Here is a 19,486-nt window from a genome sequence, read left to right as displayed (position 1 = left end):
ATGACGCGAAACCGGGCCGACCCGTGGCAGTTCGCGGCGGTCGCGATCGCCGCCATGGCGCTGCTGCCGCTGCTGGCGCTGGCCTGGACCGCGGCGCAGGGCAGCGACGGCCTGTGGTCGCACATCGCCGTGCACGTGCTGCCGCGGGCCTCGGTGAACACGCTGCTGCTGCTGACGGGCGTCGGCGTGCTGGTGACGGCGATCGGCACCGGCAGCGCCTGGCTGGTGACCGCGTATGCGTTTCCGGGGTCGCGCGTCCTGTCCTGGGCGCTGCTGCTGCCGCTCGCGGTGCCGACCTACATCGTCGCCTTCGCCTATCTCGACCTGCTGCATCCGCTGGGGCCGGTGCAGGGCGCGGTGCGCGCGCTGCTGGGCTACGACGGTCCGCGCGATTTCCGGCTGCCGGACATCCGTTCGCTGGCGGGCGCCGTGCTGCTGCTGGGCTTCGTGCTCTATCCCTACGTGTATCTCACCACGCGGGCGATGTTCATGACCCAGGCGGGCAGCCTGCTGGAGGCGGCGCGCTCGCTCGGCGCCGGCCGCGCGGCGCTGTTCCTGCGGGTGGCGCTGCCGCTGGCGCGGCCGGCGATCGCGATCGGTGCGGCGCTGGCGCTGCTGGAGACGCTCAACGACATCGGCGCCTCCGAGTTCCTCGGCGTCCGCACGCTGACGGTGTCGATCTACACCACCTGGGTCGCCCGCAGCGACCTGCCCGGCGCGGCGCAGATCGCGCTGGCCATGCTGGCGATCGTGGTGGCGGTGATCGCGCTGGAGCGCTACGGCCGCCGCCGCCAGCGCTATGCCGCCACGCAGCGGCCGCGGCCGCTGCAGCCGCTGCGGTTGCGCGGCATCGATGCCGTGGTCGCGCTGCTGCTGGCGTTGCTGCCGGTGCTGGTCGGTTTCCTGGTGCCGGCGGCCTATTTGCTGTGGAAGACGCTGGAACGCCTGCGCTACGGCGACGTGTCGCGCCAACTCGTCGAAAGCGCCTGGAACACGGTGTTCGTGGCGCTGGCCGCGACCGCGGTCACCCTGATCGCGGGCCTGATCGTGGCCTGGGCCCTGCGGCTGGCGCAGGCGCGGCGGCGTCCGCGCATGGCCGCGGCGAGCCTGCGCATCGCCAGTCTCGGCTACGCGATTCCCGGCACGGTCCTGGCGATCGGCCTGCTGACGCCGCTGGCCTGGTTCGACGACGCCGGCAACGGCTTGCTGCAGGCGTTTGGCGGCGCGCCGCGGATGCTGCTGATGGGATCCACAACGGCGCTGGTGCTCGCCTACATGCTGCGCTTCCTGGCGATCTCCGCCGGCGGGATCGAGGCCGGGCTGACGCGGATCCCGGTCTCGCTCGAGCAGGCGGCGGCGGGACTCGGCCACGGTGCCGCCGGCACGCTGTGGCGGGTGCACCTGCCGCTGCTGCGTCCTGCAGTCGCCGCGGCCGCGCTGCTGGTGTTCGTCGATACCATGAAGGAGCTGCCGGCGACGCTGCTGCTGCGGCCGCTGAATTTCGAGACCCTGGCCACCTGGCTCTACGGCGAAGCCGCGCGCGGCACCTATGAGGAGGGCGCGGTGGCGGCGCTGCTGATCGTGCTGGTGGGCCTGCTGCCGGTGATCCTGCTGGCGCGCGCCGGCCTGCGCTACGGCCAGGAACCCGACCTGCAGGAACGATTGCCATGAACGCGCCCACGAATATCGAATCGCTGCTGCAGCTCGAGCGGATCCGCGTCGGCTATCCGGCCAGCGGTGGGCTGCACGTGGTCGTTGACGATCTCTCGCTGGCATTGCGTGCCGGTGAAATCGGCTGCCTGCTGGGCGCGTCCGGCTGCGGCAAGACCACCGTGCTGCGCGCCATCGCCGGCTTCGAGCCGCTGCGCGCGGGCCGCATCGCGCTGCTGGGCGATGCGGTCGCTACGGTGGCGACGGCGCTGCCGCCCGAGCGGCGCCGGGTCGGGATGATGTTCCAGGACTACGCGTTGTTCCCGCACCTGGACGTCGCCGCGAACATCGGCTTCGGCCTGCACCGCATGCCGCGCGCCGGGCGCCGGGCCCGGGTGGAGGCGATGCTGGACCTGGTCGGGCTGCGGGACTGCGCCGACGTCTATCCGCACGAACTCTCCGGCGGTCAGCAGCAGCGGGTCGCGCTGGCGCGTGCGCTGGCGCCGGAGCCGGCCCTGCTGCTGCTCGACGAGCCGTTCTCCAATCTCGACATCGATACCCGCCAGCGCCTGGCCGGCGAGTTGCGCGCGCTGCTCAAGGCCACCGGCACCACCGTGCTGCTGGTGACCCACGACCAGGCCGAGGCGTTCGCCATTGCCGATCGCATCGGCGTGATGGAGTGCGGCCGCATCGTGCAGTGGGACGATGCCGAGGCGCTCTACCGGCGCCCGGCGGATCGTTTCGTCGCCGATTTCATCGGCCGTGGCACGCTGGTGCCGGGCGCCGCGCTGGGCCTGGCGGACGACGTGGAGGTGCTGCTGCGGCCGGAATGCCTGCGCCACGATCCCGGCGGCCCGATCCGGGCGACGCTGGTCGAGGCCGGTTTCCGCGGGCCGGGCTACGTCGGCAGCGTGCGGCTGGCCACGGGCGAGCTGGTCGAGATCGACCTGCCGGAGGGAGCGCCGCGGCAGCCCGGAGAGGTGTTGCCGTTGCGGCTGGTCGAGCAAGGGCTGGTGACGTTCCCGCGCTGACCTGCCGTAGGAGCGCGCCATGCGCGCGATGCCGCGGGCGCTTCGCCGCCCGCGGATTCCGGTGACCGGCGTGCCTGCCGGTCTGGAATCGCGGCATCCACCGGATCCTGCCGACACCCGCGGTATCGCGCGCATGGCGCGCTCCTACGGACATGCCGATCTCGATGATCGGCTGGCGGGCACTGCCATCGCGCGCGCGATCCGCGACAATGGCGGGCCGCGCCCGGCGCAACCCGTCTCCATCGATCGACTTCATGTCCCGACTTCAGTTCCAGCTGCTCGCCAGCGACGGCGCCGCCCGCCGCGGCCGCCTGACGTTTCCCCGCGGCACGGTGGAGACGCCGGCGTTCATGCCGGTCGGCACCTACGGCACCGTCAAGGGCATGCTGCCCGCGCAGGTGCGCGCGACCGGTGCGGAGATCATCCTCGGCAACACCTTCCACCTGTACCTTCGGCCGGGGCTGGAGGTGATCGAGGCGCACGGCGGGCTGCACGGGTTCGGGCGCTGGGACGGTCCGATCCTCACCGATTCCGGCGGTTTCCAGGTGTTCTCGCTGGCGCATCGGCGCAAGATCACCGAGGCCGGGGTCACCTTCCAGGCGCCGACCGATGGCAGCACGGTGTTCCTGGGTCCCGAAGAGAGCATGCGCATCCAGAAGGCGCTCGATTCGGACATCGTGATGATCTTCGACGAGTGCACGCCATATTTGATCGATGGTGCGCCGGCGACCGCGGAGGTCGCGCGCGCGTCGATGGAGCTCAGCCTGCGCTGGGCGGAGCGCTCCAGGCGCGCGCACGAGGGCAACGACGCGGCGCTGTTCGGCATCGTCCAGGGCGGCGTGCACCACGACCTGCGCACGCGCTCGGCCGCGGACCTGCGGGCGATCGGCTTCGATGGCTACGCCATCGGCGGCCTCGCCGTGGGCGAGCCGGAGGCCGAGCGCAACGCCATGCTCGAGCACACCTGCCCGCAGCTGCCCGAGGACCGGCCGCGCTACCTGATGGGCGTCGGCCGGCCCGAGGACCTGGTGGAGGCGGTGGCGCGCGGGGTCGACATGTTCGACTGCGTGATGCCGACCCGCAACGCGCGCAACGGCCACTTCTTCACCTCGACCGGCACCGTACGCATCCGCAACGCGAAATACGAGAACGACCTGCGCCCGATCGACGAGGCCTGCGATTGCCCGGCCTGCAGCGGCGGCTTCAGCCGCGCCTACCTGCGCCACCTGGACCGCTGCAACGAGATGCTCGGCCCGATCCTGGGCACGCTGCACAACCTCCGGCACTACCAGCGGCTGATGGCCGACATGCGCGCGGCGATCGCGGCGGGAACCTTCGCGGCCTTCCGCGAGTCCTTCTACGCGGCGCGAGGCGGCGGCCGGTAGCATTTCGCCGGTGGCGGCCACTGGTAGCCGGCAATCGGGAAGCCGCCCGCACCGTCATCCCGGCGCAAGCCGGGATCCATTGGCGCTTCGGGGCGATATCGGCCCGAAGCGTGATTGGCCTGCCCGTGGCGACGGGCCCTGTCTCACCGCGGCGGAGAGGTCTGCCTGGCGCGGCTCGTCATTGGCACCGCCCGTGGCGACGGGCCCGATCTCACCGCATACGGAGATGTCTGCATGGCGCGGCGGCCGCGTGCCATAATTGCCCGCTGTTTTTTCCATTGACGGACCCACCGATGAATCTGCTGGACTTCCTGATCGCTCCCGCCCACGCCGCTGCAGGCGCCGCGGGCGGCCCGAGCCTGCTCTCCACCCTGATGTTCCCGCTGATCCTGATCGCGATCATGTACTTCCTGCTGATCCGTCCGCAGATGAAGCGCGCCAAGGAGCACAAGACGATGCTGGAAAAGCTGTCGGTCGGCGACGAGGTCATCGCCGGCGGCGGCATCGCCGGCACCGTGCGCGCGATCGGCGACAGCTTCGTCACCGTGGAAATCGCCGACCGCGTCGAGGTCCGCGTGCAGAAGGGTGCCATCGGCACCGTGCTGCCCAAGGGCACGCTCAAGTCGGCCTGATCGCCCCTTCCGTTCCTTCTCTCTAGGCGCCGGTCGGTCGACCCCGCGCGCAGGGCTTCGCAATGCTCGAGTTTCCCCGCTGGAAGTACGTTCTCATCCTGGTCGTGGTGCTGGTCAGCGCGCTGTTCGCGCTGCCCAACATCTATCCGCAGGATCCCTCGGTGCAGATCACGGCACAGCGCGGCGCCGCCGTCGACGCCGCGCTGCGGCAAACCGTCGACGACGTCCTGCAGCAGGCAGGTGTTTCGCCCAAGGCGGTCGACGTCGACGGCGACACCATGCTGGTGCGGTTGCCGGACCTGGAGGCGCAGACCCGCGCTTCCGATGCCCTGCGATCGGGACTTGGGGAGAACTACGTCGTCGCGCTCAACCTCGCCTCGACGGTGCCGGACTGGCTGGGTTCGTTCGGCGCCGAGCCGATGCTGCTCGGCCTGGATTTGCAGGGTGGCGTGCACTTCCTGCTGCAGGTGGACCAGCAGGCGGCGCTGGACAAGCGCGTCGAGGCCTACGCCGAGGAGGCGCGCGCCACGCTGCGCGAGAACCGCGTCCGCTACCAGTCGGTCGAGCGTCGCGGCGACGGCAGCATCCTCGCGGTGCTGGCGCCGGACGCCGACGCCGAGCGCGCGCTGTCGCTGCTGGCGGCGGCGCAGCCGATGCTCAACCGCGACCTCGCCGACAACCGCATCGTCGTCCGCCTGCCGCAGGCCGAGATCGACCAGATCTCGGCCGACGCCATCGAGCAGAACATCACCACCCTGCGCAACCGCATCGACGAGATCGGCGTCTCCGAGCCGGTGATCCAGCGCCAGGGCGACGACCGCGTGGTCGTGCAGCTGCCGGGCGTGCAGGACACCGCCGAGGCCAAGCGCATGATCGGCGCCACCGCGACGCTGGAATACCGCGCCACGATCGAGGGCGACGCCTATGCCGCGGCGGAGAGCGGGATAGTGCCCGCGGGCGGCAAGATCTATTTCCACCGCCGTACCGGCCCCGACGGCAAGCCGATCCCGTACATCCTCAGCCGCCGCGTGATCGCCTCCGGCGAGGAGATGGTGACCGCGCAGTCGACCTACGACCAGGACGGCCTGCCGGCGGTCAGCGTCACCCTCAACGCCGCCGGCGGCAAGCGCATGTTCGACTTCACCAGCGCCAACGTCGGCGAGCCGATGGCGGTGGTCTACATCGAGCGGATCCCGCAGGTGCGCACGGTCGACGGCGAGGAGGTGCGCAGCTTCCGCGTGAGCGAGGAGATCATCTCCGTCGCCAACATCAATAGCGTGTTCGGCCGCCAGTTCCAGACCACCGGCCTGGAGAAGCAGGAGGCCGACGATCTCGCCCGGCTGCTGCGTTCCGGCTCGCTGGCCGCGCCGATGGACTTCATCGGCGAGGGCATCGTCGGCCCCAGCCTGGGCGCCGAGAACGTGGAGCGCGGCGTGACCGCGGTGCTGTACGCGTTCCTGTTCACCCTGGTGTTCTTCATGGCCTACTACCGCATGTTCGGCCTGGTCACCTGCGCGGCGCTGCTGCTGAACCTGCTGATCGTCGCCGCGGTGATGTCGATCTTCGGCGCCACCATGACCCTGCCGGGCTTCGCCGGCCTGGCGCTGTCGATCGGCCTGTCCGTGGACGCCAACGTGCTGATCAACGAGCGAATACGCGAGGAGCTGCGCAACGGCATGCCGCCGAAGACGGCGATCGCGACCGGCTACGACAAGGCCTCGAGCTCGATCCTCGACGCCAACATCACCGGCACGCTCGCGGGCGTGGCGCTGTACGCGTTCGGCACCGGGCCGCTGCGCGGCTTCGCCATCACCCTGGTGGTCGGCATCCTGGCGTCGATGTTCACCGCGCTCACCGTGACCCGCGGCATCGTCACGCTGATCTACGCGCGCCGCAAGAAGCTCAAGTCGCTGGCCGTCTGACGGGAGGACACACCATATGAAGATTTTCCCGCTGATGCTGATCCCCAGCGATACCAATTTCGACTTCATGCGCATCCGCTGGGTGACGCTGGTGCTCGGGCTGCTGGTGTTCGCCACCGCCGCCGGCGCGGTCGCCGTCAAGGGTTTCAATTTCGCCCTGGACTTCACCGGCGGCACCGCGATCACGCTGCGTTTCCAGCAGCCGGCGGACGTCGACGCGGTGCGTGCGCGGATGGCCGAGATCGGGCACGAGAACGCCCAGGTGCAGACCTTCGGCAGCGGCACCGACCTGCTGGTGCGGATGCGCGCGGAGGAAGAGCAGAACACAGTCGACGAGGCCGAGCGTCTCGCCCGCGACGTGCAGGAGGCGGTCAGTACGCCGGAGAATCCCGCCCAGATCCTCGACCGCCAGTCGATCGGTTCGCAGGTCAGCGCCGAGCTGGCGGAGAAGGCGACCGAGGCGGTGCTGTTCGTGCTGGTCGGGTTCCTGATCTACATCGGCTTCCGCTTCGAGTGGAAGTTCGCGGTGGTGGCCTCTGTGACGACGCTGTTCGACGTCGGCGTGGTAGCGGGCTACTTCGCGCTCAGCGGGCGCGAGTTCGACCTGACCGTGCTCGCCGGCCTGCTGGCGGTGATGGGCTTCTCGATCAACGATACGATCGTGGTGTTCGACCGCGTGCGCGAGAATTTCCGCAGCATGCGGGCCGATCCCCATGAGGTCTTCAACCGCTCGATCAACCAGACCCTGTCGCGCACCATCATCACCTCGGCGGTGTTTTTCCTGTCGGTGCTGGCGCTGTACCTGTACGGCGGCGGCTCGCTGGAAGGCCTGGCGCTGACGCAGATGATCGGCGTGATCGTCGGCACGCTGTCGTCGATCCTGATCGCCTGTCCGCTGCTGACCGTGGGATTCCTCAAGGTCACCAAGCAGGACCTGCTGCCGAAGGCCAGGGACGAGGCGGCGCTGGCTAGAAGGCCGTAGAGCGAGGAACGAGAAACGAGGAGTGAGAAACGAGTGAGAGCGGGGGGCTTGCTCGTTTCCTGTTTCGTTCCGCGCATTTGGGCCGCCGGACGTGACCGCAACCGGACGCCCGCCATGACGCCATGTCCGTAGGAGCGCGCCATGCGCGCGATGCCGCGGCGGTGCGAACGCAGCCGGTTGCAAGTATCGGCGGCAAGTTGGGGTCACGCGGCATCGCGCGCATGGCGCGCTCCTACGGGGGAACCGGTGCCGGGCTTCTCTGTTCCCGCGGAGGGAGAGGGACGAGGCGGCCTCGAGAGCGAGATGAGAGCGAGAAACGAGAGAAGGCACCGCACTTCTCTCGTTTCTCGCTCCTCGTTTCTCGTTCCTAGCTTTTGGCGAATGTCGCCGCGTAGCCCGACGACGCGATGGTCTTCTGCAACGGCTCGGTGATGCGCACGTTGCCGGCGATCACCTGCCGGTCGGCGGTGCCGCGGGCGTCCATCGGGCCGAGCGCGGCGCCGCGGAAGTCGCTGACGCGGCCGCCGGCCTCGCGCACCAGCAGCACGCCGGCGGCGATGTCCCAGGGTTTGACCCCGGCCTCGAAGTAGGCGTCGACGCGTCCGCAGGCGGTATAGGCCAGGTCGAGCGCGGCCGAACCGGCGCGGCGCACGTCCTCGGCGTCGCGCAGCAGCTCGCGGATGCATTCGAGCTGCGCGCCCGCGCGTTCGCGCTCGCGCGGCGCGAAGCCGGTGGCGAGCATGGCGCCGTGCAGCTCCCTGCGCTCGCCGACGCGGATGCGGCGCTCGTTGAGCTGCGCGCCGCCGCCGCGGGTGGCGGTGAACAGCTCGTTGCGCAGCGGATCGAAGATCACCCCGTGCAGCGGCTCGCCGTTCTCCACCAGCGCGATCGAGACGCACCAGTGCGGAAAGCCGCGCAGGTAGTTGCTGGTGCCGTCGAGCGGATCGATGACCCAGGTGTAGCGGCTGACGCCGCGGTTGCCCTTCTGCGCGCCGCCTTCCTCGCCGAGGACGGCGTAGTCGGGATTGGCGCGGCGCAGCTCCTTGATCACCTCCGCCTCGGCCAGGCCGTCGACCTCGCTGGCGTAGTCCATCCGGTCCTTCTCGACCACGTTGAGCGCGTCGAGCCGGTGCATGTGCCGGAGCAGCACGTTGCCGCCGGCGCGGGCCGCCTTGACCATGACATTGACGGCTGGTTGTTGCATCGCGGACGGGCTCCGGGCGCAGGAAGGATCGACGGGGACAAAGAACGGTCCGGCGCGAAGACCGGGCGCGCAGTTTACCATCCGCACCATGGATTCCGCCGCACGCACCGCCGAACGCATCCGCATCGTCCTGGTCGGGACCCAGCACCCGGGCAACATCGGCGCGGCGGCGCGCGCGATGAAGACGATGGGACTGTCGCGGCTGGCGCTGGTGGCGCCGCTGCGGTTCCCGCACGCCGACGCCGAGGCGATGGCGGCCGGCGCCGGCGACCTGCTCGTGCAGGCGCAACGCTTCGACGACCTGGCGGCCGCGGTCGCCGACTGCCGGCTGGTGCTGGGGTGTACCGCGCGCGACCGGCGCATCGCGCTGGAGCAGCTGCGTCCGCGCCAGGCGGCGGAGCGGGCGGCCGCCGCAACCCCCGAGGGCGAAGTGGCGCTGGTGTTCGGCCGCGAGCGCACGGGCCTGGAAAACGAAGAACTGCAGTTGTGCCACGCCGCCGTCCACATCCCCGCCAATCCCGACTACAGCTCGCTCAATCTCGCGGCGGCGGTGCAGGTGCTCGCCTACGAGATCCGCCTGGCGCTGCTGGAGACGGCGCCCGATCCGGCGCCGGCCCGCGGCCAGCCGCCGGCGAGCCATGCCGAGCTCGAGGGCTTCTTCGCCCAGCTCGCCGAAACGCTCGATGCGATCGACTTCCACAAGGGCCGCACCCCGGAGACGGCGATGCGCAAGCTGCGGCGGCTGTTCCTGCGCAGCGACCTGGACGCGCGCGAGGTGCGGCTGCTGCGCGGCGTACTCGCCGATGCGCAGCGGATGGCGCGCCTGGCTGCGGGCAGACGGGAGTGACTCTCGTCTTCGTCCGCCGTCTGTCGCGCGACGGGCATTTCGGCTAGTCTCGCGTGGCCCGCCATCCAGGTGATTCCCGCTTGACCGCACCCGCTCGCCTGCTGTGCCGTGTGTTGTGCGGGCTGTCGATGGCGATGGCCGTTGCGTTGCCGGCCTCGGGCAACGACCGCCAGGTGCTGGTGCTGGGCCGGATCACCGACGATCCCGCCGCGCACTACGAGCAGCTCAAGCCGCTGCTCGACTACGTGGTGCCGCGGATGGCCAGTGTCGGAATCCGCGAGGGACGCATCCTGATGGCGCGCGATCCGCAACAGATGATGAGCTACCTGCGGCGCGGCCGCGTCGATTGGGTGACCGAAACCTCCGCCAGCGCGATGCTGTTGCAGCAGCGCGCCGGCGCGGCGCCGCTGTTGCTGACCGAACGCACCGGCGTCAGCCACTACCGCACCGTGTTCTTCGCCCGCCACGACAGCGGCATCGATTCGCTGGACGCGCTGGGCGGACGCAGTGTCGCCTTCCAGAATCGCGCGTCCACCAGCGCCTACTTCGTGCCGGCGATGGAACTGCTCGAGCGCGGTTTGTCGATGGAGATCCTGCTCTCGCCGATGGACCGGCCGCCGCCCGATTCGGTCGGCTACCTGTTCGCCCGCTCCGAGGCCAACATTTCCACCTGGGTGCACAAGCGCCTGGTCGATGTCGGCGCGATGAGCGACCTCGACTGGAACGACCCGGGAGCGATGCCGCCTGCGTATCGCCGCGACCTGCGGATCGTGCACGAGACGCCGGAGTACCCGCGCGCGCTGGAAATGGTGCGGGGCGATCTAGACCCGGCAGTCCGGGAGCGCCTGCGCGAAGTGCTGCTGCAGGCCGCCGGCGATCCCGACGCCTCCGAGGCGCTGCTCGGCTTCTTCCGGACCAGCCGCTTCCTGCCGCTGGACGACGCGGCGATGCGGGAGCTCGAGTACCTGCGCCGGGCGGTGACACGAGTGAGCGCAGAGATCGAATGATGCGCTACGGCCTGTACGCCCGTTCGGTCACGGTCCTGCTGGCGGCGATGCTGATCACCCTCGCGGTCGTGGTGCTGATCCTGCAGCGGCAGGGCGAGATGCGCGAGGAGATGCTGGCGCACAGCCGCGATTCCCTGCACCAGCTGGTGCAGGACCGGCTGCGCGAGTACGGCGAGGGACAGGCGAGGCGCCTCGCCGAGAGCCTGGTCAATCCGCTGTACTACTTCGATCTCGATGCCATCGGCAGCAGCATCGCCGATGTCCAGAGCCAGCCGAACGTCGACTACGTGCTCGTCTACTCGGCCGGCGGCGACGTCATCCACGACGGCTCGCGCGACATCGCCACCTATGGCCGGGCCATGGACGACGCGTTCGCCCACGACGCGATCTCGACCGAGGGCGTGCGGGTCCAGAGCGACGGGCGCGTGCTCGACGTGGCGGCGCCGATCCGCATCGGCGAGGAGCGGCTGGGCGGGGTGCGCATCGGCTATTCGCTCGAGGCGCTGCGCAGGGACGAGAACAACGTGAGCGTCGAGTTGCGCAAATCCCTGCAGGAGATCGGCCAGCGCCATCTGCAGTGGGTGGTCTGGCTGCTGGCGGCGCTGGTCGCGCTCGGAATCGCGATGAGCCTGATCGTGCAGCGGGCGCTGGTGCGGCCGATCCGGCAGCTGGCCGACGCCGCGCGCGAGATCGAGGCCGGGAACTACGGCGCCGAGGTGCCGGCGAGCCGGCGCAACGACGAGGTCGGCGAGCTGATGCGCGGCTTCCGGCGCATGGGGGAGAGCATCGCCCGCCACGACCGCGACATCCGCCGCATGGCCTACAACGATCCCCTGACCGGGCTGGCCAACCGGCTCGCGTTCCGCGAGATCCTCGATGCGCGCATGCTGCAGTCGCAGGGCGCGGCGCGGCGGCTGGCGCTGCTGTTCGCGGACGTCGACGACTTCAAGCGCATCAACGACACCCTCGGCCACGACGTCGGGGACGAGGTGCTGGTGCAGTTCGGCAGCCGGATCCGCGGCATCGTGGAGCGCTACGGCGGCGATGGTGCACTGCTGGCGCGCTTCGGCGGCGACGAATTCGTGATCCTGCTCGAGAGCACGGACGACATCCGCGAGGTGTCCAGCCGCCTGGCGGGGCTGCTGGTGGACGAGTTGCGGCGCCCGATCCTGGTGGAGGGGCGGCAGGTGTTCCTGGGTGTCTCGGTCGGGGTGACGCTGTTCCCGGAAGACGCCTCGGGCGCCACCATGCTGATGAAGAACGGCGACATCGCCATGTACCAGGCCAAGGTGGCGGGCAAGGGCTGCTATCGGTTCTACAGCCGGGCGATGGACCAGGCGGTGGAGCGCCGGGTGCGCATGGAGCAGGACCTGCGCGGCGCCTGGGAGCGCGGCGAGCTGAGCCTGGTCTACCAGCCGGTATTCCGCGTCGCCGACAACCGGCTGGTCGGCGCCGAAGCGCTGCTGCGCTGGCATCACCCGACCCAGGGCATGGTCGCGCCGTCGGTGTTCATCGACGTGGCCGAGCAGAGCGGCCTGATCGAGACCCTCGGCCCGTCGGTGCTGCGCGCGGCCTGCCGGGACGCCATGCGCTGGCAGCGCGATTTCGGCGGCGCCGACCTGTTCGTGGCGGTGAACGTGTCGCCGCGGCAGCTGCGGACCGGCGACCTGGCGCGCCAGGTCGAGGAGGTGCTGCGCGAGACCACGATGGCGCCCGAACGGCTGCACATCGAGCTGACCGAGACGGCGGTGATCGGCGACGAGCTGCGCATCAGCAGCCTGCTGGCGCGGCTGCGCGAGTCCGGGGTGAAGGTCTGGCTGGACGACTTCGGCACCGGATTCTCGGGCTTGAGCCACCTGCGCCGGATGCCGATCGACGGCGTCAAGATCGACCGCAGCTTCATCGCCGACGTGCTGCGCGATCCGGACGACCTGGCGCTCACCACTGCGATCATCGCCATGGCGCACTCGCTGGGCATCACGGTGGTGGCGGAGGGCGTGGAGCAGGAAGGCCAGTTCGACCTGCTGCGCGAGCGCGGCTGCGATCTCGCCCAGGGCTATTGGCTGGGCCATCCGATGAGCCCGCAGGAACTGGCGCGGCTGATCGCCTGAAACGGCGCCAGCAGCTGCCGCGGCCGTGGCTCTCGGCGCCCCCCGGTCTCACAGCCGAAGCGAATCGCTTTGCGATTCCCGGCCTCCGCGCAGCGCTCGGTGGCGCTCAAGCCGCCGCAAGCCTGCGGCTTGCAAGCGGCGGCTTTCGTCCCCCTCGATTTCCTTTTTCAAAGGGGGGAAGACAGCTATCAATAATGTGGGGGAGCGAGCCTCAGAAAATCCGGTCGAACCATTCGACGGCCGCGGCGGCGAGGGTGCCGCTGAGCACGCCGAACACCGCGATCGCGGCGATTCCCGCCGTCCAGGCGATCAGCATCAGCACGCCGTCGCGCTCCAGCAGGGCCAGGGCGTAGAGCAGCATCAGGCCGCCGAACAGGTAGTTGGTGAACGGGATCGGCAGCGCCAGCAGCACGCCAAGCACCACCAGCAACAGGCCGGTGAGCAGGGTCGTCATGCGCTGGTCGAGCAGCAGGGTCAGGCGCGGCTTGATCAGGTGCTCCAGCCGGCCGAGCCAGGGGTCGATCCTGCGCTCGAAGCGCAGCAGGGTGTGGCGGCGCGGGCCGCGACGGGCGATCCATTTCGGCAGCCAGGGCTTGCGCAGGCCGAACAGCAGCTGCAGTCCGATCAGGATCGTCAGCGGGCCGCTGATCGCGCCGCCGATCGGGATCGGGATGAAGGCAGGCAGCGCGGCGATGAACAGCAGCATGCCGAACATGCGCTTGCCGAGGCCGGAGAGCAGGATGCGCAGGGTCAGGAGGTCGTTCGGGTCGCCGACGGCATAGGCGGCGAGCAGGGCGCGGATGCCGGCTTCCTGGGGACCGCGGCGGCGGTGCCGGCGGCCGTCTGTGTCGGCACCGCCCGCCCGCTGCCGCGGCGGAGGGGTGTCACTCGGCATCGTCGACCGGTTCGGGCAGGCGCTGCAGCAGCAGCTTGTCGATGCGCGGCCCGTCCAGGTCGACCACCTCGATCCGCCAGCCCTTCCAGCGGAAGGACTCGCCGGTGTCGGGGATGCGGCCGAAGTGGGCGATGACCATGCCGGCGGCGGTGTGGTAGTCGTGCGCCTCCTCGTCCGGCAGGGCGCCGCCGCCGAGCAGTTCGCGCACGCCGTCGGCGGTCAGGGCGCCGTCGACCAGCAGCGAGCCGTCCTCGCGCACGGTCACCAGCGACGTGGCCTCGGCGCCTTCGCCGCTCTGGGTGCGGCCGATCACCGCCTCCAGCAGGTCGTGCACCGTGACCAGGCCGGTGACATCGCCGTATTCGTCGACCACCAGCGCCAGCGACTGCTGCTCCTCGCGGAAGATCTCCAGCAGCTTGAGCGCCGGGGTGGACTCGGAGACGAACAGGGTCTCGCGCAGGTACTTGAACAGGTCGAACTCGGTCTCGTCGATCCGGTCGAGCAGCGATTTGACCTCCAGCACGCCGACCACGTCGGCGTCGCTGCCGCGCAGCACCGGATAGCGCGAGAACGGGGTCTGCCGCATCGCCGCCAGGTTCTCGGCGAAGCTCTCGTTGGCGTCGAGCCAGGCGATGCGCGTGCGCGGCGTCATCAGGCTCTCGGCGCTGCGGTCGCCCAGGCGCAGCACGCGGTTCATCATGTTGCGTTCCTCGACGTCGATCACGCCCTGCTCGTGGCTCTCGCTCACCAGCAGGCGGATCTCCTCTTCGGAGACGTGCGCGGCCTGGGTGTTGTCGAGCCGCAGCAGCCGCAGCGCCCCGCGCACACTGGCGCTGAGCAGCCAGACCGCCGGCGTGGCGACCCGCGAGATCGCATGCATCGGCAGCGCCACCGTAGCCGCCACCCGCTCCGGCGCCAGCAGCGCCAGGCGCTTGGGCAGCAGTTCGCCCAGCACGATGGTCAGGTAGGTGATCAGCCCGACCGCAAGCACCACGCCGACGGTGTCCGCGTAGTCCGACAGCGCCGGGATGCCTTCCGCCAGGCGCGCGCCGATCGAGGCGCCGATCGCCTGGCCGCCGAACATGCCGGTGAGGATGCCGATCAGGGTGATGCCGACCTGCACCGTGGACAGGAAGCGCTCCGGGTGCTCGGCCAGCTCCAGCGCCTTGCGCGCGCCGCGGCTGGCGGCCGCCTGCTTGAGCCGCGCCTTGCGCGAGGTCACCACCGACATCTCCGACAACGCGAAGAAGGCGTTGCAGACGATCAGCACCAAGACGATCAGGAATTCCAGCATCGTCGGAATTCCTGGGTCGGGTCGGGGCGGGGGCGGGCCGGGGCGCTGTCGGGGCGGGGCGTTGGGCGGGGCGGTCTAGGGTCGTCGGCCATCGGCATCGGGGCGCGGCAGCGCGGAGGGGAATCATAGCAGCCGGCGTGAACGGCTGTGCAGGGCGGACGGACGCGGTGCCGGCGGCGCCCGGGCGGGTGGGTATTGGTGTCATCAAACCGTCATAATCAGCAACCGGAAGCTCCGGCGGCCCGCCGGGGGCATCGACAAGGTCCACGCATGCTCTCCCTGCAAACCATCTTCGGTCGCGGCAACCAGTTCTACAACCTGCTGGAAGAAGCCGCCGTGGCCGCGCACGACGCCGCCCGGGCCCTGCACGCGATGCTGCGCGAATCCGACCGCCAGCCGGCCTTGGACGCCTTCCGCCTGGCGCGGCTGCGCGAGCGCGAGGCGTCCAACCGGATCAGCCAGGAGCTGGTGGACAGCTTCATCACCCCGATCGAGCGCGAGGACATCGAGGCGCTGGCATCGGCGCTGTACAAGATCCCCAAGCAGATCGAGAAGTTCGCCGACCGCTATTCGCTGGCGATCCAGCACCTGGAGCACATCGATTTCGCCCCGCGCGCGGCGATGCTCGAGCAGGCCGCCGGGGTGGTGGTGCAGATGGTCCGCCAACTGCGCAAGATGAAGCTGGAGCCGATGAAGGCGCTCGGCGACGAGCTGCGCACGATCGAGACCGAGGCCGACCGGCTGATGCTGGAGCTCTACGGCGACATCTATTCCGGCAAGCTCGACCCGCTGCAGATGTTCCTGCTCAAGGAGTTCTTCGAGATCCTGGAGAAGGCGATCGACCGTTGCCGCGGCGCCGGCGTGGTCGCGTACGAAATCGTGCTGAAGAATTCTTGATGAGCACCTCCCGTACCCTCATGTTGCCCGGCTTCGGGACGACGGCCATCCGCTGCGCCGATGGCCTTGAGCCATGCCTCCACAACCCCGACCTCGCCGCTGCGCGGCGAGGTCGCCCCCTTGACTCAAGGGGGCTATGAGATGTTCATCGTCGCGCTGATGGAGGGCCGTCTCCGGGCTCCGGAGTGGCGGGCATCCGCTGCGCGGATGCCCTTGCGCCATGTCTCCACAACCCCCGCCTCGCCGCTGCGCGGCGAGGCCGCCCCCCTTAACTTAAGGGGGGCTATGGGGATGCTGATCGTCGCGCTGATGGATGGCTGTTTGCCGGCTCCGGAGGGACGGGCATCGGCTGCGCCGATGCCTTTGCGTCATTCCTCCACAACTCCGGTCTCGCCGCTATGCGGCGAGACCGCCCCCTTAACTTAAGGGGGTTATGGATGCTGACTTTGGTCCTGATCGTGGTGTTCACCGCGCTGGTGTTCGAGTACATCAACGGCTTCCACGACACCGCCAACTCCATCGCGACCGTGGTCGCCACCAAGGTGCTCTCGCCGATGCAGGCGGTGGGCATGGCGGCGGTCATGAACCTGATCGGCGCGCTGGCCGGCACCGCGGTCGCCAAGACCATCGCCTCCGGGTTGATCGATGCCGGCGTGATCGACGTCGGTTCGCAGCTGATCCTGTGCGCGCTGCTCGGCGCCATCGTCTGGAACCTGATCACCTGGTGGTGGGGCCTGCCGTCGTCGTCCTCGCATGCGCTGATCGGCGGCCTGCTCGGCGCCGCGCTCGCCGCGGCCTCGATGGATTTCGACGTGGTGATCTGGTCGCAGCCGGCAGAACCGGTGTGGCAGAGCGCCGGCGTGCTGTGGAAGGTGATCGTGCCGATGGTCAGTTCGCCGGTGCTGGGCTTCGCCGCCGGCTTCCTGATGATGGGCGTGTTGTTCTTCGTCATCGCCATGATGGCGCGCTCGGGCGGGGCGCTGGCACGGATCGCGCGGCCGCGCTGGGTCAACGCGTTCTTCGGCAAGAGCCAGATCGTCAGCGCCGCGAGCATGGGTTTCGCCCATGGCATGAACGACGCGCAGAAGACCATGGGCATCATCGCCCTGACCCTGATCAGCGCCGAGGCGGCGGGCACGATGGACAGCCTGCCGGCGCTGCTGGGCTTCCTGCATCCGTCCGAGGCGGCGCTGACCGAGGGCGACATCGACCTATGGATCAAGGTCGCCTGCGCGCTGGTGATGGCGGCGGGCACCGCCGCCGGCGGCTGGCGGATCATCAAGACCCTGGGCCACAAGCTGGTCAAGCTGCATCCGATCCACGGTTTCGCCGCCGAGACCAGCGCTGCGTCGGTGATCCTGGCGGCGTCCTCGCTCGGCATCCCGGTCTCGACCACGCACAACATCTCCTCGGCGATCATGGGCGTGGGCACCGCCAAGCGCCTGAACGCGATCAAGTGGAGCGTGGTGCACAAGATGATCTGGGCGTGGATCCTGACCATCCCGATGTCGGGCGGGATCGCCTATGGGATGTTTCGGCTGTTCCGAACGGTCGGATGGGCTTGAGAGCTAGAAACGAGAAACGAGGAGTGAGAAACGAGAGAAAGCATTGCTCACTCTCTTCTGTCACGTTTCGATCTGCGGCCAGCCCAGCTGCAAGAGCAACACGATCCCGCAAACGATCACTCGACTACGATTTGCTGTCGAACGCAATGTAGAGTGGAGAGTAATGAGAAAAGGGAGGAGGCACTGCTCTTACTCGTTTCTCACTCCTCGTTTCTCGTTTCTAGCTTCAAAGCAAATCGCCGTCGGCGGAGAGGGCGCGCTCCAGGCGGTCGCCCATGCCGCCGATCTCGAGTACCAGGCGGCCCAGCTCGGCGGCGTCGAGGGCGGCGTAGGGCCGGTTCTCGCACAGCTGCAGGTAGGGCACGCTGTCGAGGTCGCCGACGGCGAGATAGCCGACCCGGCTCTCCCAGTTGAAGATCAGCGCGCGCCGCGCGTCGATGCCGGTGATCGGCGCGATCACGGTGCTCGCGCGCAGGTATGCGCGGCCGTCGTCGTCCTGCAGTTCGGACAGGAAGATCGCCTGGTGGCGCCGGCCGTTGTCGAGCGAGAGTTCCACGCAGATCACGTACGGTTCCTGCATGGTGATGCGGAAGTCCGCGCTGCGGAGATGGCTGCGGATCTGCTCGAAATTCTGCATGCGCTGGGCCTGATGGTGCCTTGGGTGGGTCGTGCCGCTATCCTAATCCCCCATGGACGAACTGTCTGCCGAAGCGCGGATCCTCGCCGCGATCCGCGCCATCCCGCGCGGGCAGGTAGCCGGCTATGGCGAGGTCGCACGGCGCGCGGGGCTGCCCGGGCGGGCGCGGCTGGTCGCGCGGATCCTGTCCGGGAATGCCGACACCGCGTTGCCCTGGCATCGCGTGCTGCGCAGCGACGGCCGCATCGCGCTGCCGGAGAACAGCCGCGGCTGGCATGAACAGGTCCAGCGCCTGCGTGCGGAAGGCGTCCGGGTGGAGCGGGGCAGGGTGCGCGTGGCGAAGCCCGCTGCGGACCTGGATGCGGCGCTGTGGGGTCCGCGGCGCTGATGCGCGATTCGCCGGACGCTTCGTCCCGTGCGCGTGAAGCGTGGCCTCACGGCGTCCGTCGTGATCCCGGTATCATGGCGCGTCGCTAAAGGAACCCGGATGTTTTCCAATCTCCCCCCCGTGACCAAGACGCTGCTGATCCTCAACGGCGTGGTCTTCCTCCTGCAACTGGTCCTCGGCAATGCGCCGTTCTGGCCGTTCATGCTGTGGCCGCTCGGTGGCGCCGAGGCGGGCGGCATGAGCTTCCTGCCCTGGCAGCTGGTCACCTACGGTTTTCTGCACGGCGGCGGCTTCCACCTGATGTTCAACATGCTGGTGCTGCTGATGTTCGGCGCGCCGCTGGAGTACACCTGGGGGCAGAAGCGGTTCCTGACCTACTTCCTGGTCTGCGTGGTCGGCGCCGGGCTGTGCCAGCTGGTGGTGGTGTCGTGGGCGCTTGCGCAGGGCGGCGGCGCATTCCCGACGCTGGGCGCTTCCGGCGGCGTGTTCGGGCTGCTGCTGGCTTACGGCATGCTGTTCCCGAACCAGCGGGTGATGCTGCTGATCCCGCCGATCCCGATGAAGGCGCGCACGCTGGTGATCGTGCTGGGCGTGATCGAACTGGCGTTCGGCATCAGCGGCACGCGTTCGGGCGTCGCCCACTTCGCCCACCTGGGCGGCATGCTGTTCGGTTGGCTGCTGATCCAGCAGTGGCGCGGGCGGCCGCCCTTCAGCCGGCGCTCGGGCAACAACGTCCGGCGGTTCTAGGCGCGCCAGGCAGCCTCCTCCGTCGCGGCGAGAACCGGCCCGTCGCCGCGCCAAGCAGCCCTTTCCGCTGCGGTGATAACCGGCCCGTCGCCACGGGCGCCGCCAATGAATAGCCGCGCCCGGCAATCTCTTCCGTCGCGGTGAGAAAAGGCTTGGCGCCACGCCAGGCAGCCGTTTGGGTCAACACCTCATTTTCGCTTGCTCGATACCTCGCTGCTTGCGGCGTAGAGCGGAGCTTGCTCCGCTGCTCTCGGCTCTGGAACCAAGAGCAGCCGAGCAAGCTCGGCTCTAC

At 69.5% G+C, this 19,486-nt stretch carries 17 protein-coding genes; 13 read left to right on the top strand and 4 right to left on the bottom strand.

Annotation, left to right across the window (positions count from 1 at the left end):
- The 6 genes from AB5T46_RS15895 to secF all read left to right on the top strand — a co-directional run bounded on the left by AB5T46_RS15895 (position 1) and on the right by secF (position 7,602).
- Positions 1–1,671 (top strand): ABC transporter permease, encoded by a 1,671-nt coding sequence (locus tag AB5T46_RS15895; protein ID WP_370565021.1) that lies wholly within the window; start codon positions 1–3, stop codon positions 1,669–1,671.
- A complete protein-coding gene (locus tag AB5T46_RS15890; RefSeq protein ID WP_370565020.1) occupies positions 1,668–2,681 on the top strand; it encodes an ABC transporter ATP-binding protein in 1,014 nt (337 codons plus the stop codon). The genes AB5T46_RS15895 and AB5T46_RS15890 overlap by 4 nt, the downstream gene beginning before the upstream one ends.
- Before the next feature lie 254 nt (positions 2,682–2,935).
- A complete protein-coding gene (gene tgt / locus AB5T46_RS15885; protein ID WP_370565019.1) occupies positions 2,936–4,066 on the top strand; it encodes a tRNA guanosine(34) transglycosylase Tgt in 1,131 nt (376 codons plus the stop codon).
- 293 nt (positions 4,067–4,359) lie between these two features.
- Positions 4,360–4,698, top strand: a complete 339-nt coding sequence (gene yajC, locus AB5T46_RS15880) for a preprotein translocase subunit YajC (RefSeq protein WP_370565018.1) — start codon at positions 4,360–4,362, stop codon at positions 4,696–4,698.
- Positions 4,699–4,760: 62 nt separating this feature from the next.
- Positions 4,761–6,620: a protein translocase subunit SecD gene (gene secD, locus AB5T46_RS15875; RefSeq protein WP_370565017.1), complete on the top strand. Its 1,860-nt coding sequence runs from the start codon at positions 4,761–4,763 to the stop codon at positions 6,618–6,620.
- A 16-nt stretch (positions 6,621–6,636) separates the two neighbouring features.
- Positions 6,637–7,602 carry a protein translocase subunit SecF gene (secF, locus tag AB5T46_RS15870; RefSeq protein WP_370565016.1) on the top strand — a complete coding sequence of 322 codons (966 nt, stop codon included), beginning with the start codon at positions 6,637–6,639 and terminating at the stop codon, positions 7,600–7,602.
- Positions 7,603–7,969: 367 nt separating this feature from the next.
- Here secF and AB5T46_RS15865 read toward each other — a convergent pair whose 3' ends face one another.
- Entirely contained in the window at positions 7,970–8,806 is an 837-nt protein-coding gene (locus tag AB5T46_RS15865; RefSeq protein ID WP_370565015.1) for an inositol monophosphatase family protein, read from the bottom strand.
- A gap of 88 nt (positions 8,807–8,894) precedes the next feature.
- Here AB5T46_RS15865 and AB5T46_RS15860 point away from each other — a divergent pair, with 88 nt between their 5' ends.
- The 3 genes from AB5T46_RS15860 (at position 8,895) to AB5T46_RS15850 (ending at position 12,771) form a co-directional block, all read left to right on the top strand.
- Positions 8,895–9,653 carry an RNA methyltransferase gene (locus AB5T46_RS15860; RefSeq protein WP_370565014.1) on the top strand — a complete coding sequence of 253 codons (759 nt, stop codon included), beginning with the start codon at positions 8,895–8,897 and terminating at the stop codon, positions 9,651–9,653.
- Between the two features lie 128 nt (positions 9,654–9,781).
- Positions 9,782–10,660, top strand: coding sequence for a phosphate/phosphite/phosphonate ABC transporter substrate-binding protein (locus AB5T46_RS15855; protein WP_370565090.1), 879 nt, complete (start codon positions 9,782–9,784; stop codon positions 10,658–10,660).
- The gene (locus AB5T46_RS15850) at positions 10,657–12,771 is read left to right on the top strand and encodes a putative bifunctional diguanylate cyclase/phosphodiesterase (protein WP_370565013.1); all 2,115 of its coding nucleotides are present in this window, start codon (positions 10,657–10,659) and stop codon (positions 12,769–12,771) included. Before AB5T46_RS15855 ends, AB5T46_RS15850 begins: the two co-directional genes overlap by 4 nt.
- A gap of 211 nt (positions 12,772–12,982) precedes the next feature.
- Here the strand turns inward: AB5T46_RS15850 and AB5T46_RS15845 are convergent, their stop codons facing one another.
- Together AB5T46_RS15845 and AB5T46_RS15840 are read right to left on the bottom strand one after the other, a co-directional pair.
- Positions 12,983–13,666 carry an exopolysaccharide biosynthesis protein gene (locus tag AB5T46_RS15845; RefSeq protein ID WP_370565012.1) on the bottom strand — a complete coding sequence of 228 codons (684 nt, stop codon included), beginning with the start codon at positions 13,664–13,666 and terminating at the stop codon, positions 12,983–12,985.
- Positions 13,656–14,960 carry a hemolysin family protein gene (locus tag AB5T46_RS15840; RefSeq protein WP_370565011.1) on the bottom strand — a complete coding sequence of 435 codons (1,305 nt, stop codon included), beginning with the start codon at positions 14,958–14,960 and terminating at the stop codon, positions 13,656–13,658. Before AB5T46_RS15840 ends, AB5T46_RS15845 begins: the two co-directional genes overlap by 11 nt.
- A gap of 270 nt (positions 14,961–15,230) precedes the next feature.
- Between AB5T46_RS15840 and AB5T46_RS15835 the strand changes: the two genes are divergently transcribed.
- Positions 15,231–15,857: a DUF47 domain-containing protein gene (locus tag AB5T46_RS15835; RefSeq protein ID WP_370565010.1), complete on the top strand. Its 627-nt coding sequence runs from the start codon at positions 15,231–15,233 to the stop codon at positions 15,855–15,857.
- Between the two features lie 437 nt (positions 15,858–16,294).
- A complete protein-coding gene (locus tag AB5T46_RS15830; protein WP_370565009.1) occupies positions 16,295–17,422 on the top strand; it encodes an inorganic phosphate transporter in 1,128 nt (375 codons plus the stop codon).
- Positions 17,423–17,648: 226 nt separating this feature from the next.
- Here AB5T46_RS15830 and AB5T46_RS15825 read toward each other — a convergent pair whose 3' ends face one another.
- Positions 17,649–18,059, bottom strand: coding sequence for a hypothetical protein (locus tag AB5T46_RS15825; protein WP_370565008.1), 411 nt, complete (start codon positions 18,057–18,059; stop codon positions 17,649–17,651).
- 52 nt (positions 18,060–18,111) lie between these two features.
- Between AB5T46_RS15825 and AB5T46_RS15820 the strand changes: the two genes are divergently transcribed.
- On the top strand, positions 18,112–18,447 hold the full coding sequence (locus AB5T46_RS15820) for an MGMT family protein (protein ID WP_370565007.1): 336 nt from the start codon (positions 18,112–18,114) through the stop codon (positions 18,445–18,447).
- A gap of 99 nt (positions 18,448–18,546) precedes the next feature.
- A complete protein-coding gene (locus AB5T46_RS15815; protein ID WP_370565006.1) occupies positions 18,547–19,194 on the top strand; it encodes a rhomboid family intramembrane serine protease in 648 nt (215 codons plus the stop codon).
- Positions 19,195–19,486 lie beyond the last annotated feature (292 nt).

Origin of the sequence: Luteimonas salinilitoris (assembly GCF_041300785.1) — a bacterium.
Lineage (GTDB): Bacteria > Pseudomonadota > Gammaproteobacteria > Xanthomonadales > Xanthomonadaceae > Luteimonas > Luteimonas salinilitoris.
The sequence above is the reverse complement of the archived record's forward strand: the minus strand, read 5'-3'. Positions and strand labels throughout refer to the sequence as shown.